The organism is Streptomyces sp. 7N604 (genome assembly GCF_052245475.1).
Taxonomy (GTDB): Bacteria; Actinomycetota; Actinomycetes; order Streptomycetales; family Streptomycetaceae; genus Streptomyces.
In genome coordinates, this window is the sequence record NZ_JBQQBX010000003.1 from 67071 (window position 1) to 83552 (window position 16482).

General features: G+C 71.1%; 11 protein-coding genes. 5 read left to right on the forward strand and 6 right to left on the reverse strand.

The window, feature by feature from the left end:
• Positions 1 to 818 precede the first annotated feature (818 nt).
• Positions 819 to 1232 (forward strand): TIGR03618 family F420-dependent PPOX class oxidoreductase, encoded by a 414-nt coding sequence (locus ACTWP8_RS04140; RefSeq protein WP_443320776.1) that lies wholly within the window; start codon positions 819 to 821, stop codon positions 1230 to 1232.
• Positions 1233 to 1303: 71 nt separating this feature from the next.
• On the opposite strand, the gene ACTWP8_RS04145 is transcribed toward ACTWP8_RS04140, so the two are convergent.
• The 4 genes from ACTWP8_RS04145 to ACTWP8_RS04160 form a co-directional block, all read right to left on the reverse strand.
• On the reverse strand, positions 1304 to 1891 hold the full coding sequence (locus ACTWP8_RS04145; RefSeq protein ID WP_443320777.1) for a GNAT family N-acetyltransferase: 588 nt from the start codon (positions 1889 to 1891) through the stop codon (positions 1304 to 1306).
• Positions 1892 to 2141: 250 nt separating this feature from the next.
• The gene (locus ACTWP8_RS04150) at positions 2142 to 3320 is read right to left on the reverse strand and encodes a hypothetical protein (RefSeq protein WP_443320778.1); all 1179 of its coding nucleotides are present in this window, start codon (positions 3318 to 3320) and stop codon (positions 2142 to 2144) included.
• Positions 3321 to 3381: 61 nt separating this feature from the next.
• On the reverse strand, positions 3382 to 4179 hold the full coding sequence (locus tag ACTWP8_RS04155) for a dioxygenase family protein (RefSeq protein WP_443320779.1): 798 nt from the start codon (positions 4177 to 4179) through the stop codon (positions 3382 to 3384).
• Positions 4180 to 4352: 173 nt separating this feature from the next.
• Positions 4353 to 7307, reverse strand: a complete 2955-nt coding sequence (locus tag ACTWP8_RS04160) for an ATP-binding protein (RefSeq protein ID WP_443320780.1) — start codon at positions 7305 to 7307, stop codon at positions 4353 to 4355.
• 179 nt (positions 7308 to 7486) lie between these two features.
• Here ACTWP8_RS04160 and ACTWP8_RS04165 point away from each other — a divergent pair, with 179 nt between their 5' ends.
• Complete coding sequence (locus ACTWP8_RS04165; RefSeq protein WP_443320781.1) at positions 7487 to 12064, forward strand: glycoside hydrolase family 2 TIM barrel-domain containing protein; 4578 nt, start codon at positions 7487 to 7489, stop codon at positions 12062 to 12064.
• Positions 12065 to 12737: 673 nt separating this feature from the next.
• The gene (locus tag ACTWP8_RS04170; protein ID WP_443320782.1) at positions 12738 to 13313 is read left to right on the forward strand and encodes a peptidoglycan-binding domain-containing protein; all 576 of its coding nucleotides are present in this window, start codon (positions 12738 to 12740) and stop codon (positions 13311 to 13313) included.
• Positions 13314 to 13419: 106 nt separating this feature from the next.
• On the opposite strand, the gene ACTWP8_RS04175 is transcribed toward ACTWP8_RS04170, so the two are convergent.
• Together ACTWP8_RS04175 and ACTWP8_RS04180 are read right to left on the reverse strand one after the other, a co-directional pair.
• The gene (locus ACTWP8_RS04175) at positions 13420 to 14271 is read right to left on the reverse strand and encodes a DUF427 domain-containing protein (RefSeq protein ID WP_443320783.1); all 852 of its coding nucleotides are present in this window, start codon (positions 14269 to 14271) and stop codon (positions 13420 to 13422) included.
• A gap of 163 nt (positions 14272 to 14434) precedes the next feature.
• The gene (locus tag ACTWP8_RS04180; protein WP_443320784.1) at positions 14435 to 14848 is read right to left on the reverse strand and encodes an organic hydroperoxide resistance protein; all 414 of its coding nucleotides are present in this window, start codon (positions 14846 to 14848) and stop codon (positions 14435 to 14437) included.
• A 99-nt stretch (positions 14849 to 14947) separates the two neighbouring features.
• On the opposite strand from ACTWP8_RS04180, the gene ACTWP8_RS04185 reads away from it, so the two are divergent.
• The gene (locus ACTWP8_RS04185; RefSeq protein ID WP_443320785.1) at positions 14948 to 15454 is read left to right on the forward strand and encodes a MarR family winged helix-turn-helix transcriptional regulator; all 507 of its coding nucleotides are present in this window, start codon (positions 14948 to 14950) and stop codon (positions 15452 to 15454) included.
• Between the two features lie 58 nt (positions 15455 to 15512).
• Positions 15513 to 16481 (forward strand): SDR family NAD(P)-dependent oxidoreductase, encoded by a 969-nt coding sequence (locus tag ACTWP8_RS04190; protein WP_443320786.1) that lies wholly within the window; start codon positions 15513 to 15515, stop codon positions 16479 to 16481.
• Position 16482: the final 1 nt, after the last annotated feature.

Genomic DNA, 16482 nt, shown 5'->3' on the forward strand with positions numbered 1-16482 from the left:
GCGGCACAATCGCCCCCGGCGCGAAAGGCGTTGCACCCACCAGACTCAGACCCACAGCAGCCAGATACGCCGCCGCCAGCCCCGCCAACCCGTACCCGGCACGACGCACCAGCCGCGCACGACGGCCCGAGGAATCCACGAACACCGGACCATGCGGAACCGCCGACGCCCCACCCCCCACATATCCCGAAAAAGGCCGGTACGCCATGCATTCAGCCTAAACTCGACCCACGACATGTCCAGCAGACGACCAACAAATCGCCCCCACAGCCCGGCCAAGAGGCGACCAGCCGACGCCCGCGCGGTCGCCCCCAGGGGCGGGGGGGGAGCACAACGGTCATCACCCGCGCCACGAACGCCCCAAGCGCCATCCTCACCACCCCAGCAACCCCAACCGCTTCAAATCCCAACAGCAACAACCGGGATCGGGCGGGCCACGATCACCCAGCAACCGGACGGCCCAACCCCGCTCATCCCCTGCGACATGAGGGACGGCACCGAGTCCCGCGCCGGGGATGCAAACCGGCCGACGCGGCCGTTGTGCAGCGCGGTGAACCGCCAGCCATCGTCCGTACTGAGGGCCACGAGCGTCTGCCGGGACAGGCGCCGCTTGGGCAGTTCGGACCGCCACGGCATGAGGACCGACGCCGTTCCGCGCACGATCGCGACTCCTGCGGCGACGTACCGGATCCCCTCCACGTCACCCACCAGAGCCGACCCGGTGAGCACCCCCGAAGCGGAATTCGGGGCAGGGAGCCGGGGCAGGATGGTGCGGGCGGTCGGTGACGGCCAGGGAACGAGCGTGAGGGGAGCCAGGAGTGCAGGAGCTCGGCGACGGCATACGAGAGCGGCTGGCGGCGGCGGTCGTCTGGTCCGTGGCGACCACATGCCCCGACGGGGCACCGCACGTGAGTCCCATGTGGGTCGATGTGGACGGGGAACACCCCTGGTTCAACACCTCGGTGGGCAGGGTCAAATTACGGAATCTCCGCCATGACCCGCGGGTGTGCCTCTCCCACCACGCCGACCCCTTCGACCGCATCCAGATCCACGGCCGCGTCACCCGCTTCGTCCAGGGCCCGCAGGCGGAGCACGACATGGACCGGCTCGCGCGCAAGTACCTGGGCACGCCGTATGAGTGGCTGCTGCCCGAGGAGCAGCGGGTGACCGTGGTGATCGAGCCCCTGCGCGTGCGCCGAATCGTCGGCGTCGAACCCCTCAAACGGCGGTAAACAACAAGCCGGACCGGAGCACCGAGGTCAGCAGGCAGGACCCCGGCTCTCCGAGGCCGCCGCAACCCACGTCAGGCGATCCCCCGCCCCTTCACCGCGGGCCACTCCGATGCCAGCAGCGCGTAGACCAGCGTGTCCCGCCATGTGCCGTCCGGCCGCCTGGCGTGCCGGCGCAGCGTCCCCTCACTGCGCGCCCCGATCCCGATCACGGCGTCTCGCGAGCGCACGTCATCATGATCGATCTGCCATTGCACGCGGCCGAAACGCAGCGTGTCGAAAGCGTTGTGCAGCAGCAGGAGGTGCATTTCGGCGAGGGCCGGGGTGTACCAGAGGGAGCGCCCCAGCCAGTGCCATCCGATGTCCAGGCGCTCGTCGGCGACGGAGATGTCCAAGTACGCGATCCAGCCGACCGCCCGGTACGTCGGACGGTCGACGGCCGCGAAGAGAATCGCGTCGCCCGCGGCCTGCTGCGCCAGCCGCTGCTCCACGATCATGCGCATCTCGTACTCGGAGCCCGGCGAGACCACGGGCAGCCAGCGCCACACCTCGTCGTCCCCGCCGCCTGCCGCGAAGAGGTCCGGAACGTGGTGGAAGGCGAGGGGCTCGAGGCGGATGTGCCGGCCCTCGATGACCACCGGAGCGGGTGTCCGTGCTGCCATGTCGGCACGTTATCCAGACGAATGCCCGAAGGGACAGATTCGCCGGTTCGCCGCGCGCGTGCCCTTACTCGCCGATCGGCCTGGAAGGATGCGACTGATCAAGCATTGATAGGGGGCATAACCAACAATTGCGCGCAGCATCACCGCATGCCAGGGGCTTCTGACCGCGGGGGCGGCCGGCTGACCGGCCGCCCCCGCCTCCGCGTATCGGGCGGCATCCCGTGGACCGGGGGCCGGGGGACGCCCGTCGTCAGCCCGTGAAGCGGACGATCTCGGGCACCAGGTCCCCGCGCCGCGCGATCCCGGCCGTCCAGAGGGCGTTGCTGCCCGGGACCGTCGTCGTACTCCTGACGACGACTTCCGGGGCGGCGGCTTCGTCCCAGCGCTTTTCTTCCCTGTTCCACCGCAGGGCGACGGACACCGCGCCCTTGCCGCCGATCGCCCACAGCGAGCCGTCACCGGCGCGCCCGACGGTGCGAAGCCGGCCGTCCGCCACATCCGGAGTCGGGGCGGACTTCCAGGCCTTGCCGTCCCAGTGCAGGGCGTAGGGCCGGTCCGAGTCCGCACTCGCGCTTCCGCCGACCGCCCAGATGTCGTCGGGGGCCAGGGCGGTGACCCCGCCGAGCCACGTCGTCTTCCCGTCCACTCCCGGTGCATCGGACTTCTTCCAGGAGGTCCCGTCCCAGTGGAGTACGAGCGGGGTCTGCGGGGAATCCGCGTCGGCGGCGTACGTCGCGCCGACGGCCCAGACGTCGTCCTCTGCCAGGGCCACGATGCCGCTCAGCTCGCCCTTGCCGACATCCGGCAGTTCCTGCCGCTGCCAGCTGTCGCCATCCCAGGACTGGATGGCGGGCACGCTGTCCTTGATGGATCCGGGAACCGCGCGGCCGGCCGTCCAGACGCCGGCGTCGCCACTGACCGTGATCGCGTCGGACATGACGCGGCCGGCCGGGTCCGTCGCCAGCGCGCGGTCGGTCCACTTCTCGCCGTCCCAGTGGGACGAGCCGGTGCCGGCCACCCAGATGTCGTCGGCGGACCGTACAGCGAGGGACTGCGGGAAGTTCCCGTTGGGGAGGGTGGACTCCTGGGTCCAGGACTCGCCGTCCCACCGCAGGGCCAGGGCTTCGACTTCCGTGTCGCTCTTGAGGCGGTAGCCGACGGCCCAGGCCTGCCGCTCGTCGAGCGCCGCCACCGCGGTGAGGTCGCCCTTCTCGACCGGGACCGGCGTCCGCTGCCAGTCGTCCGCCCGCCGGTCCTTGTCCGTCACGGCCGATGCCGAGCCCGCCGCGACCGGCTCTTCGCCCCAGGCCTGGAAGCCGATCAGCCCGGCGGCGACCAGCGCCGCGGCCGCGACGGCGGAAGCGAGCGCCGCCCGCCGGTGCCGCGTCCGTCGCGTCATCGCGCCATCGCCGGGTGTGCTCTGTGTCATGTGGGTATCCCCTTGTACCTCTGCGCCCTCGAGTCTGGTGCTGTCGTCGTCAGGCATGGCGTCAGGCCGTGGTCTTGATGACGAAGTCGAAGGTGCCGGTGTAGCCGCCGCCTTCCTTGGCCGTGAGTGCGATCACGCAGGCGCGGTTGAAGCTGCCGTCCCCGGCGTTGAGGGCCGCGAAGTCCCGGCCGTAGGCCTGCGTGTCGTCCGGGAAGTACAGCTGCGTGACGAGCAGCGGGCCGCCCGAAACCTGGACCTGGGTGTGGATGTGGGGCGTACGCCGACCCCAACGTCCCCAGTAGTCCCGCGGAATGATGGTGTCCAGGCGGTATTTGCCGCGTGCGGAGGTGAACTGGTGGCCGCGCAGCGAGAAACCCGCCGTGTCGTAGTCGCCGTTCTGGTCGCACTGCCAGAACTCGATCTGGCAGTCGGCGAGCGGTGTGCACGCGGTGTCGTAAACGACGCCGCTCAGCTGCAGTTCAACGCCGCTGATGGCGGGGGTGATGAAGTTCGTCCGCTGGGGGGACTGGGGTTTGAAGAGCGGGCCCTCCATGATCTCCGGGGTTTCCTGTCCGGAGCAGGCAGGGGTCAAGGCGACCGGTGCGCCGGCCGTCCGCGGAGCGGCCGCTGCCATCGGTGCCGCGTCCGCCGCCTCTGCCGCATCCGCCGCGGCGGACAGGCCCGTTGACGAGATGCCTGTGGCCGCGACGGCGACCGACGTCACGCCGAGCGAGCCGACACGGATGAAGTTCCGGCGGGACCGAGAGTCCTGGCCGGGGCCGGAGACCCCGTGCCCGGGGTCGTGCTGATCCGGGTCATGGTGATCCGGGTCGTGGTGATCGTGCCGCATGGGGGGCATGGGGGGCTCCTTGCCTCGCAGGAGGTGTCGCCCGATCGGTCCCGAGTGGGGGACGGGACCGTCGGGCCGGTCTCGGTGCATGACACGGGGGGATGGCCACCCGTGCCGGGCAACGAGCCTGCGGCAGATGACGTACGGGCGCATCGACCGGATGACCGAGGACTTCCCCGGCGTTACGGAACCTCGCCGTCCGCTGCGGACGGCCGGCGCCCCGACGGCGGTGCCGCGCTCCTGGCCGGACCCCCAGCCCCGCTTCCGGCCGTACCCATAGCGCTTCCAGCCGCGTTCCCCGCCGTACGCGCGCGTGCGGCGACCCACAGCGCGATCTTCGTCCGCGACCGCAGTCCCAGCTTGTCGCGGATGTGGTCGAGGTGCGTCGCGACCGTACGGGGCGAGAGGCTCAGCCGCGCGCCGATCCGCCGGTTGGTGAGCCCTTCCGCCACCAGCTCGGCGACCTGCAACTCCCGCTCCGTCAGCGGGCAGGCGCCCGCCTCGCCACCCTGGCGGCCGTTCTCCGGCCGCAGCTCACGCAGGGCGTACGCGATCAGACGCCGCCCGCGGAGCAGCTGCCCGTCGGCCTCCGCCGTACCGGCGGCCGACGCGTCGAGTCCGCGTCCGGCCCGATCCACCGTGGCACCGACCCATCGCCGCCACTCCGCCTCGGGCCGCATGCCGATCCGCTCGCGCACCGCGGCGGCGGCCGCGAAGAGCCTCAGCGCGCGCCGGAGTTCACCGCGCTCCGCCGCCACGATCGCCAGGCCCTCCACCGGGTACATGGCGTGGAAGCTGTCCGGCGGCGCCTGCCGCAGCACCTCGGCGAACGCCTCCTCGGCAGCGGCCAGTTCGCCCGCGGCGAGGTGGAGCGCACCGGCGGTGTGGCCTGCCGCGTTCCGGTGCTGTGGCGTGCCCAGTTCGCGGAGGACCGGCAGGCACTCGGCCATCAGCTCCTGTGCTTCGGCGACGGCACCCACATGGTGCAGCCCCCAGGCGAGCCGGTGCAGGCACACGGCGGTGGCGAGGGGGCGGCCGAGCGTACGGGTGATCTTCAGGCACTCCCGGTACACCGCGACCGCGGCGCCGAACTCGCGCCCGCAGACCAGCGCCACCGCGCGGGCGTCCAGCGCGTCGGCGAGAGCCGCGGGGTCGTCGTTCCCGCGCGCGACGCGCACCGCTTCCTCGGCCAGCCGCAGCCCTTCGGCGCAGTCCGCCTGCTGGCAGGCGACACGGGCAGCCAGCGCGAGCGCGTCGCCGCGGTGGCGTGACCGGGGCACGCGCGCGAGGGCGGTGGTCAGCAGCTCCCGACAGGCCGTCAACTGGTCCTGCTCACGGCGGACCCGGGCCATCGCCACCACCAGCCGCATGTGCCGGTCACCGCTGTCGGACGCGTCGGACGCGTCGGACGCGTCGGCCGCGCCGGACCCGCCGGACGAGTCGGCCGCGTCGGACGCGTCGGCTTCGACGGCTGCGTCGACCGCGGTGCAGGCCACCGCAGCGGCGAGATTCTCCTGCTCGGCGAGCAGTTCCGGGGGCACGACACCGACGGAGGCCGTGTCCGAGGAGGGGCGGGTCAGGTCCGCCAGCCAGTCCAGGGCCCGCTTCCGGACCTCGTAGAGCTCACCGGACGCTTCGAGTCGGCGCAGCCCGTACGCGCGGATCGGGTTCAGCTGCCGGAACCGCGCGCGCTCCCCCTCCGCGCCTGCGTACGGGCTCCCGTACGGGCTCCCGTAGGCGCTTGCGTGCGGCTCTTCGTACGCGCTTCCGTCCTGGGGCGCGGGCGGGCTTGCGTACCGGCCACCGTCGCCGGGCACGCGGACGAGCAGTGACTTCGCCTCCAGAGCGCACAGCAGCCGCAGCACCGCATCCGGCTCGATGTCGCCCGCGGCGCAGACCGCGCGCGCCCCCGCGATGTCGAAGCCGCCCACCAGGACCGACACGCGACGGAAGACGGCCTGCTCGGCGGGGTCCAGCAGGCGGTGGCTCCACTCGATCGCGGCCGCGAGCTCGCGGTGCCGGGCGGGCCCGACCCTGCTTCCGTCCGTGAGCAGGCCGAGCTGGTCGTCGAGCCCTGCCAGGATCTGGCCGAGCGGCAGGCCTGCGACCCGGCGCGCCGCCAACTCGATGGCCAGCGGCAGTCCGTCCAGCCGACGGCAGATCTCCGCCACCAGGTCCACATGGCCCGCTGTGCCTGCCGTGGCGACCGTGCCTGAGGTAGCCGACGTCGCCGCAGTGGCCGCAGTGGCCGTCGTAGCCGCAGTGGCCGCTGTAGCCGCAGAATCCGCACTGCCTGCCGTGAGTTCGAAGCCGGGGGCGCAGGCGCGAGCACGTTCCACGAACAGCCGGACCGCGTCCGAGCGCAGCGCCTCGGCGACGTCCCCGGGTGCACCACCCGCCGCGGGCAGGGTGAGTTCGCCGACCCGGAAGACCACCTCGCCGGGGACACGGAGCGCCTCCCGGCTCGTCGCCACGATGCGCAGGCCCGGGCAGCGGCGCAGCAGCAGCGCGGCCAACTCCGCGCATTCTTCGGCCAGATGCTCGCAGTTGTCGAGTACCAGCAGCAGCCCGGGAACGCTCAAGGCGCGGACGAGCGACTCGGTGACGCCGCCCTCCGGGGCGCTGTCTCGTTCCGCGACGCCGAGTACCGCGGCGACGTACTGCGGGAGTCCGGCGCCCTCGCGCAGCAAGTCGAGCTCCACCAGCCGGGCCTCGCCCTTCCGCCCGCTGCGCGACCCGCCCACCAGCTCCAGCGCCAGCCGTGACTTTCCGCATCCGCCCGGTCCGACCAGTGTCAGCAGGCGCGAGGACCGCAGCAGCGTACGCAGCCCGGTCAGCTCCTCGGCGCGTCCGACGAAACGATCCAGCGCTCCGGGTAACTCCCCTCCCGGCGGAGGCCCGTAGGGCGCCGTGCGAGGTTCGTCCGGCTCCGCGCGCTCCGCCTGCCACTCCCCCTCCGACGGCTCCACCGGCGCCGATACGACGGCGGTGCGGGCCCGGAAGGCGCGCTGCCGGCACGCGTTGGAGCAGTACTTGGCCGGGCGGCCTCCCTTCGGCCTGTCACCCTTCCCCCGCCTGCCCGCGGCGGCGGCCACCTGACTCCCGCACACCACGCACCTGCGCGTCGTCGACGCCATCGCGGCACCTCACGTATCGAAGCCCGGCCCCGCCAGGCGGAGCGATCGAGCCGTCAACGCTAGTACCCGGAACTGTGAAGCCATCGGACCGCACATCTTGGCGCAGCAAGGCTTGTTGGCTACCGTTCGTTCCTGTTGATTCTGGAGCGATTCGCGCCCGCAGAAGGGTGGACCACCAGATGCCCCGACTCCGTAGGACTTTCCGCGGGCTCGCCGTAGTGGCCCTCGCCGGGGCGCTGACAGCGCCCGTCCCCTCCGCGGCGGCGGGCGGCCCCGCCCACCCTCCCGCGGATGTGTACAAGCTCCTGGAGGACCCCGAGGCGACCGGGATCGGACAGGAGCCGGCGCACGCCGAGTTGACGCCGTACAGCGACATCGCGAGCGCGCTCGAGGGCGGGCCGGACAGCCCGTGGACCGCGTCGCTCGACGGTACGTGGAAGCTCCACATGTCGGACCGTCCCGAGGAGGTTCCGGAGGGCTTCGCCTCGGAGGGGTACGACACGGGCGGGAGCGGCTGGCGGAGCGTCCGCGTGCCGCACACCTGGCAGACGGACGGCCTCGACCACCCCATGTTCCGCAACATACCCACCGAGATGTATCCCGACGATCCGCCGAAGGTCCCGCACGACATCAACCCCACCGGGGCGTATGTCCGTACCTTCGAGCTGCCGGACAGCTGGCAGGAGCGGCGGACCTTCCTGCGCTTCGAAGGCGTCACCAGCGGCTACCTGCTCTGGGTCAACGGCTCGTACGCGGGCTACGACCAAGGCGGCTACACGCCCGCCGAGTTCGACATCAGCGAGCACCTGCACACGGGCAGGAACACCGTCGCGGTCCAGGTCCACCGCTGGAGCTCGGGAGCCCATCTCGAGGACTACGACCAGTGGCGGTTCGCAGGCATCTTCCGCTCCGTCGAGCTGTATTCGACCCCTGCGACCGCTGTGCGCGACGTCACCATCAGGACCGACCTGGATGCGGCGTACCGCGACGCGCGGCTGACCGCCGAGGTCGAAGTGGGCGCCAGGGGCGCGGCCGGGGGTGCGGCGGAGACCGCGCGGAAGGTCACCGGAACCCTCTACGATCAGCGCGGGCACAAGGTGACAACGATGTCGGGCGAGGTCGACCCCAGTAGCGGCACCGCGTCCGCCACCCTCAGCGCCGAAGTCGCCGATCCCGCCAAGTGGACCGACGAGACGCCCAACCTCCACACGCTCGTCGTACAACTCTCCGGCTCCGACGGCCGGGTGACGCACACCACCGCCCAGCCGGTCGGCTTCCGCGAGATCGAGATCAAGGACAAACGGCTGCTCGTCAACGGCAAGCGCATCCTCATCAAGGGTGTCAACCGTTCCGAGACCGACCCGGAGACCGGCCGTTACGCGAGCCGTGAGCGCACCGCGTCCGATGTCTCCCTGATGAAGCGGCTCAACATCAACTCGGTACGCACCTCTCACTACCCGTCGGATCCCCACCTGTACGAACTGGCCGATGCGCAAGGCCTGTGGATCGATGACGAGGTGGACATCGAGACCCACCACCACGACGGCTGCCCCGACAACTGCCTGGCCGAGCGCCCCGAGTGGCAACGTGCGTTCATGGACCGCCTGACGGCGATGTACGAGCGGGACAAGAACCACCCCAGCGTGCTGATGTGGGACACGGGCAACGAGGCGGGGCTCGGCAAGGCGCACTTTGCGATGGCCGACTTCCTCGAGAAGCACGATCCGTCCCGCCCGGTCTACCACCAGCCGAACGTCCCGGACGGCGACGCCCCGTTCGCCGACGTGTGGGGCCCGCGCTATCCCTCCCCCAAGGGCCTTGAGGACAAGGCGAAGTCCACGGGTAAGCCCATCATCATGGGCGAGTACGCGCACGCCATGGGCAACTCGCTCGACAACTTCCGGGAGTTCTGGGACGTCGTCCGCGCCTACCCCCAGGTCCAGGGCGGCTACATCTGGGACTGGGCGGAGCAGAACATCACCCAGCCCCTGATCACGACGCCCGATTCCTCGGGGAATGGCATCCTCTCGTACATCACCGGGAAGCCGGAGCACGTGCCCGGGCGCAGCGGCAAGGCGCTCGCGCTCTCCGGTCTCGACGACTTCGTGGAGGTCTACCGCGACCCGAAGCTCGACGCGGTCACCGACGCCCTCACCGTGGACGCCTGGGTCGAACCGGACGACTGGACCGGCGACTTCACTGTGATCGCCAAGGGGAACCACAGCTACGCGCTCAAGATGAAGGACCAGGACACCCTGGAGTTCTTCGTCTACGGAGACGGCACCTGGCACTCCGCGGAAGCGGACGTCCCCGGCGACTGGTACGGCCAGTGGCACCGGATCTCGGGCACTTACGACGGTGCGGCACTGCGGCTCTTCATCGACGGTGAGCAGGCTGCTGCGTCCCGTTGGAAGGGGACAGTCGCGTACTCGGCCCAACCGGTGAACATCGGCCGGGACCCGGAGACCGGCCAGGAGAACATCACCACCCGCATGGCCCACGGCATCATCGACCAGGTGCGCGTCTACCACAAGGCGCTCACACCGCAGCAGCTCACCACAGACCCCGCGTCCGACGCGGTCCTGGCCCTGGACTTCGACCAGCTCACCGAGGAGGGCGCGTACCACTCCTACGGGTCGGGCACCGGCGGCGTGGACGGCGTGGTCTCCGCCGACCGCACCGTGCAGCCCGAGGCCCGCGCCATGGCCGCCGTCCACGCGCCCATACGGATCACGGACGCGGATGCGGACGTGGGCTCCGGTGCTGGAGAGATCTCCCTGCTCAACGAGCGCTCCTTCACCGGCACCGGCGATCTGCGGCTGCGGTGGAAAGTCACCGAAGGGGCCAGGACCCTCGCCCAGGGCTCCCGGCCGTTCGCCCTCGACCCCGGCGAACGGGCGGATGTCCGGCTGCCGGAGCCCCCGGCCAACCCCAAGGACGCCGACCGCCAACTGACCGTGGAGGCAGTGCAGGCGAAGGACACCGCCTGGGCGAAGGCCGGCCACACCGTCGCGGTCGAGCAGTTCGGCATCGGCGGCAAACAGCTCGCCGGGGTGCTGAAGGCCGAGGCGCCCCGCGCGGTGCGGACCACCGAGACCGGTACCCGGATCATCATCGCCGGGGAGGGCTTCTCCTACGCATTCGACCGCGAGAGCGGCGAGCTGATCTCCATGAAGGCCGACGGGCGCGAACTGCTCGGCCAGGGACCCGAACTGGATGCCTGGCGGCCCCCGGTCAGCAATGAGATCGGGTCGGAGGAGGGGCCCTGGCGCGAGGCGGGCCTGGACCGGCTGCGGACCGAGCCGGGGAAGGTCACGGTCGCCGAAGAGGACGGGGCGGTCGCCATCACCGTTCCCAGCAAGGCCGCCGCCCCCGGCGTCGAGGACTCCTCGTTCACGCAGACTCTCCGGTACACGGTCACCGGCACCGGCGAGATGCGCATCGACCACCGCGTCGAAGCACAGGGCAGGGCACGTGAGGTGCCCTATCTTCCCCGCATCGGCCTCGCCCTGCGGCTTCCGGATCGCTACTCCACCTTCACCTGGTACGGGCGGGGGCCGCAGGAGAACTACAACGACCGCGAGGACGGCGCTCCCGTCGGTGTGTACTCCACCGGCGTGGACGAGCAGTTCTCCGGCTACACCCGGCCGCAGGACTACGGGAACCACGAGGACGTCCGCTGGGCGTCCCTGTCCGACGGCAGGAGCGGACTCCTGGTCTCCGGAGACTTCTCGGCGGGCGTGACCCCGTACTCCGGGATCGACCGGGCCGCATACCCGTTCGCGCTCCGTAAGAACCCGGCAGGCAACACGCTGCACCTCGACCACGCCGTCAGCGGGGTGAGCGAGACATTCCATTCCGTGCTGCCGGAGTATCAGGTGCAGCCGGACCAGGAGTACGCGTACACCCTGCGGCTGCGCCCGCTGACCGGTGCCGAGGCGCGTACGGGGACCCCGCAGGGCCCGGTGATCTGCACGCCCGGCGCGAGGCTGACCGCCGAGGACACCAGCCTGGCGGCAGGCGCGTCGACGGCGGTGGAACTGACCGTCACCAACCCCTGCGACCGGCCTCTGAAGGATGTCGCCGCGGTTTTCGCTCCGGCCGCGGGCTGGGCCGCCGACCCAGGCTCCTCCGCGCTCGGCGACCTGGCAGCGGGCGAGTCCGCGACCGTACACGCCGTGGTCACGCGCGGCGAGAAGACGCCGGACGGCAGGCGGCCCGTGGTCGCCGAGGTGTCCGCCACCTCCGCGGGCGGGGCGAGGGTGGGCAGCGAGGCAGCGGCCGTCCTCGACGGCACCCCACCTCCGCCTCGCGGAGACGTGCCCGTGTCCGGGATGGACTTCATCACCGCGGACAACGGCTGGGGCCCGGTCGAACGCGACGCCGGCAATGGCGAGTCCGCGCCGGGCGACGGAAAGACCCTCACCATCGGCGGTACGACGTACGAGCACGGCCTGGGCGTGCACGCCGAATCGGCAGTGGAGGTCTATCTGGGCGGCAACTGCTCGACGTTCACAGCCGAAGTCGGTCTGGACGACGAGACGGGCCCGAACGGCAGCGCCGCCTTCGAGGTCTACGCGGACGGCAAGCGCGTCTACGCGAGCGAGGTGCTCACGGGCGACGACGCGGCCGTCTCCGTCGAGGCCGCCGTGGCCGGTGCCCAGGTGCTTCGGCTGCGGGTCACCGACGGCAGCGACGGCACCGCGCACGACCACGCGGACTGGGCGACGGCCGTGGTGCACTGCCGGACGGCGTGAGGAATTCACGACCACTCCGCCCGAGACCGCCCGCCGACGGCATTCACACCTCAACCAGCCGCAACGCAGCCCGAATTGGTGAGCCATGCTCGTTGAATACCGGCACGGCGAATACCGCCGCCGACAGCCAGAAAACCGGCATTTTCCTCCCGTTTCGTGGAACTGCTGTGCCGGGCCCGTGGACAGTGCGTGCACGCTTGTAACTGGCGCGTACGTTCCGATAATTTGTGTCGCTCCCGGCGGGACGACGGCGCGAGGTCCCGGGCACACTGGCCGATCAAGGGCCTTTTTGCGCTTGTCCATCGAGTGAGGAGGACCGTCGGTGGCGGAAGAGAAGTGCTCCACGTGCGGGGCGACCGTCCGTCGCGGCGGCGAGCCGTTGTGCGAGTGCGCGCCAATGACCGCGGATGCGGCGGTAGCGGCGGCCTTCGACCCATTCCGGCCACGCACGATGCCTGAGAAGGCGTCACGAAGGGTGCCACCGCCTCTCTCACCGGCCCGGCCCCGCGAAGAACCCGAACCGGCCCCGGATCCCGTATCCGAACCGGAGACGGCTTCGGGGCCGGCATCGGCGTCGGACTCGGCGTCGGATGCGGATGCGGATGCGGAACCGGTCGTGGAGCCGCCCCGCAAAGGCACCCGCCGCCGCCCGGGTCGGCGCAAGGTCGCGATCATGGCCGTGGCCGCTTCCGTCGTCATAGGATCCGTCCTGGTCACTGCCGGGCTGCTCAACGACGACCGGACGTCCGACGACGAGAGCCGACCGCGCAACCCGTACCGCGCCGCATCGCTCGAACCCACTCCCGGCGTAGCGGAAACCGGCTCTTCGCCCGGGCCCGCGGACCGCTCGGGGGCCGTTCCTTCGTCGGTGTCCGCGGGCAGCCTCGCATCCGGGACAGGCGGGGACGCGAAGGGCACGCGCCGGAGTCCGGACGCGGATTCGCCCGCGAGCGGCCTCGGCGACGACGGGGCCTCCATGGACCCGGCTCCCCCTGCGACAGGCGGGAGTTCAGCAGGCGGTATTGCCGAGGACGGCTCGTCAGGTCTCGGAGAGATACCGGTCCTCTCGGAGGGCGACCGGGGCCCCGAAGTGGTGAAACTGCAGCAGCTGCTCGAGATGAGCCCTGCGGACGGCATCTACGACGAAGAGGTCACGCGCAAGGTCCACGACTTCCAAAGCGAGAAGGGCATCAACGACGACCCTCTCGGTGTCTACGGACCCAGCACACGCCACGCCCTCGAAGCTTGAGCCTCTCGTGGGCAGGACGAGAACTGAACTGGCGGTCTTCGTCCACACCGGAGAACCGGCTCTCGAGATGCACGGGTTCCGCGCATCCCCATTGGCCTGGTTCGCCCTACCGGGCCGACTCGCCGGGCGGTTCGGGGCGGCTCGCTGCGGGAGCGCTGAAGACGGTGACCGGCCGCTCCAGGCGTTCGCCGTCGACGATGATGTCGACGGCCTCGTTGTAGAAGGCCACACGGTCCTTGATGGCGCTCGCGGCCGCGAGCGGCTCCGGGTAGCTCCAGGCGACATCGGGCCGTACATCTCCGCCGCCGGCCCACGACCAGTACTCGGTCGCCACACCCTTGTACGGGCAGCGGGTCGTCAGGTCGGTGGGGGTGAACAGGTCGAGGCGGACGTCCTCGCGCGGGATGTAGTAGCGGATGGGCAGATGGGTCTCGAAGAGGAGCACCGGCGTACGCGTGTCCGCGACGACCGTGCCCTCGATCTCGACCTGGACGTGCCGCGTGCTGGGCAGCGCGTCGACCCGCTTGTACGGGTCGCGCGGGTGCACGAAGATCTCCTCTTCCTCCTCGTACCAGTGGTCGAGGACCTCCCGCCCGAACCATTCGAAGGAGATGTGCCCGGCCAGCTCCTCGCCGGGGTAGGTCCATGCCGCCCGCGGGATGGTCTCGCCGGCGACCTCGAGGTCGTAGAAGACGGTCGCTCCCGCGTGGCGCCGGGTCGCGGGCTTCTCGGTCTCCCGCATCAGGTCCGTCCGGACGTCCTCCCGCGGGAAGGCGTACAGCGGCACCGGGCGGCCTGGCTCCCACACCAGGAGCGGGCGGCGGCTGTCGACGACCGTGACGTCGCCCTTCGTCCCGCGTACCCAGCGCTCGCTGGGCTCCCAGATCACGCTGTCGGACGGGTCGGGCCGGTGGCGGAGGACCGGCACGGCTGCCAGGTTCTCGTTCGGTGGGGTCATGAGTCCCTCCTACCCGAGCAGGCCTCATCTCCGATTGTTCCGCTCCGCGGACCACCCTGCCCAGCGGGGATCCGTACGCTGCGCGTCCGGGCATGCCCGGAGCCCGGCCCCTGGTGGCAGGACAGGCGGGGGCCGGGCTCCGGGGGTCGGGAAGGCCGGGGCGTTACTCGACGACGAGCTCGATCGGCAGGTTGCCGCGGGTGGCCTTGGAGTACGGGCAGAAGGCGTGGGTCTTCTCGAGGAGGTCCCGGCCCGCCTCGCCCTGCAGGTGCTCGGGCAGCTCGACCCGCATGACCACGGAGAGCCCAAAGCCCCCGTCGGTGTCCTTGCCGATGCTGACCTCGGCGGTCACCGAGGCGTCCTTGACGTCGATCTTCTCCTGGCGGCCTATGAGACCCATCGCGCTGGCGAAGCAGGCGGCGTAGCCGGCGGCGAAGAGCTGCTCGGGGTTGGTGCCCTGGCCGTTGCCGCCCAGGGGCTCCGGGTGGGCGAGCGGCAGGTCGATCTGGCCGTCGGAGCTGACGGCGCGGCCTTCGCGGCCGTTGGCGGTGGCGACGGCGGTGTAGAGCGCGTCCATGGAGTTCCATCCCTCTCGTCCGTGGGAACCGACAGCCAGAACTACAGCACACAATTCAGTTGCGTGCAACTTAATGGCGCCCGCGTTACTCTGGATCCCATGGACGCGCTGACGACCGTGCGAGACGACGACTTCCTCCGCCTCGACCACCAGATCTGCTTCTCGCTGCACGCCGCCTCGCGCGCCTTCAACGGCGTCTACCGCAGCGCGCTCAAGGATCTGGGCCTGACCTACCCCCAGTACCTGGTGATGCTGGTGCTCTGGGAGCACGGCGAGCTGCCGGTCAAGCGGATCGGCGAACATCTGCGGCTGGACTCGGGGACCCTCTCCCCGCTGCTCAAGCGCCTGGAGTCGGCCGGTTACGTCGAGCGACGGCGCAGCGCGGACGACGAGCGCTCCGTCACCGCCCGCCCCACGGCGGCGGGCACAGCGCTCCGCGAGAAGGCGCTGGAGGTACCCCGCAGGATCGCCGCGGCGACCGGACTCACGCTGGGCGAGATCCGCGACCTGCGCGCCCACCTGAGCGCCCTGACCACCGCCCTGACCACCGCCCTGGACGCCGCCGATCTCGACGCCCTGCCGCCCGGCGACCGCGTGAGCGAGTGACTCTGATCTAGAGCATCTCTCGAGAAAAAGTTCTGGACAGGGGGATGCTGTGGCGCCCATGAGCCCGGTATCGACCGCCGTAGTCACAGGCGGCAACCGTGGGATCGGATATGCGGTCGCGCAGGAGCTGGCGCGGCAGGGATGCAGAGTCGTCATCGTCGCGCGGGACGAGAAGCGCGGCGAAGCGGCCCGATCGGCGCTCGCGGCGGCCGGCGGTCCGGACGCCGCCCTCGTCGCCGGCGACCTCTCGAGCCTCTCCGGCGTACGTTCCACGGCCGAAGCGCTGCTCGCCTCCTGCCCTCGTATCGATGCGCTGGTCCACAACGCCGGTGTCTGGCCGACTCACCCGGCCCGCGGCGAGGACGGCCTGGAGCAGGCGTTCGTCACCAACCATGTCGCGCCGTTCCTCCTCAACCACCTGCTGGAACCGCGGCTGGTCTCCTCACGGGCGCGTGTGGTCCAGGTCAGTGCCGCGCTCTACGTCAGGGGGCGAGTGGATCCCGAACGCACGCCCACGGGCGCCGGCTTCCACCCGCTGCGCACGTACGCGGACACGAAGCTGTGCAACCTGCTGCTGGTCCCGCTGTTCGCACGGCGCTGGAACGATGCCGGGGTGAGGATCAACGCAGTGCACCCCGGAGTGATCCGTACCGGACTCGGCGACCGCGACGGCGTCCCGGGCCGGCTGCTGAAGGCCGTGAAGCTGTTGTGGAAGCCGCCGCGAGCGGGCGCGGCGCCCATAGTGCGGCTGGCCCATGGGGAGGCCGCCGCGGAACTCACCGGCCGGTACTTCCACGTCCACCGCGAGAAGCCGCTGGCCCCGATGGCCCGTGACGCCGAACTGGCGCAGCGGGTCTGGGCGCAGGCCCTGGAGCTCACCGGGCTGCCGCGACACCGCCGCCTTCGCCACCCCATGTCGCCTGAGCAGCAGCGCGGCGAGGAGACGGCCCGGCGGCTGCTGCTCGACGCCGCGCTCGACGTCCACGAGCAGAAGGGGCCGGAAGAGGCTTCACGGTGCAGGCCGTAGT

Bases quoted from the DNA above. Each gene is read 5' to 3' on its own strand.
- ACTWP8_RS04150 (WP_443320778.1), bottom strand. From the start codon at position 3,320: ATGACACAGAGCACACCCGGCGATGGCGCGATGACGCGACGGACGCGG.
- ACTWP8_RS04165 (WP_443320781.1), top strand. From the start codon at position 7,487: ATGCCCCGACTCCGTAGGACTTTCCGCGGGCTCGCCGTAGTGGCCCTC.
- ACTWP8_RS04160 (WP_443320780.1), bottom strand. From the start codon at position 7,307: ATGGCGTCGACGACGCGCAGGTGCGTGGTGTGCGGGAGTCAGGTGGCC.
- ACTWP8_RS04190 (WP_443320786.1), top strand. From the start codon at position 15,513: ATGAGCCCGGTATCGACCGCCGTAGTCACAGGCGGCAACCGTGGGATC.
- ACTWP8_RS04185 (WP_443320785.1), top strand. From the start codon at position 14,948: ATGGACGCGCTGACGACCGTGCGAGACGACGACTTCCTCCGCCTCGAC.
- ACTWP8_RS04180 (WP_443320784.1), bottom strand. From the start codon at position 14,848: ATGGACGCGCTCTACACCGCCGTCGCCACCGCCAACGGCCGCGAAGGC.
- ACTWP8_RS04175 (WP_443320783.1), bottom strand. From the start codon at position 14,271: ATGACCCCACCGAACGAGAACCTGGCAGCCGTGCCGGTCCTCCGCCAC.
- ACTWP8_RS04145 (WP_443320777.1), bottom strand. From the start codon at position 1,891: ATGGCAGCACGGACACCCGCTCCGGTGGTCATCGAGGGCCGGCACATC.
- ACTWP8_RS04155 (WP_443320779.1), bottom strand. From the start codon at position 4,179: ATGCCCCCCATGCGGCACGATCACCACGACCCGGATCACCATGACCCG.
- ACTWP8_RS04170 (WP_443320782.1), top strand. From the start codon at position 12,738: ATGGCCGTGGCCGCTTCCGTCGTCATAGGATCCGTCCTGGTCACTGCC.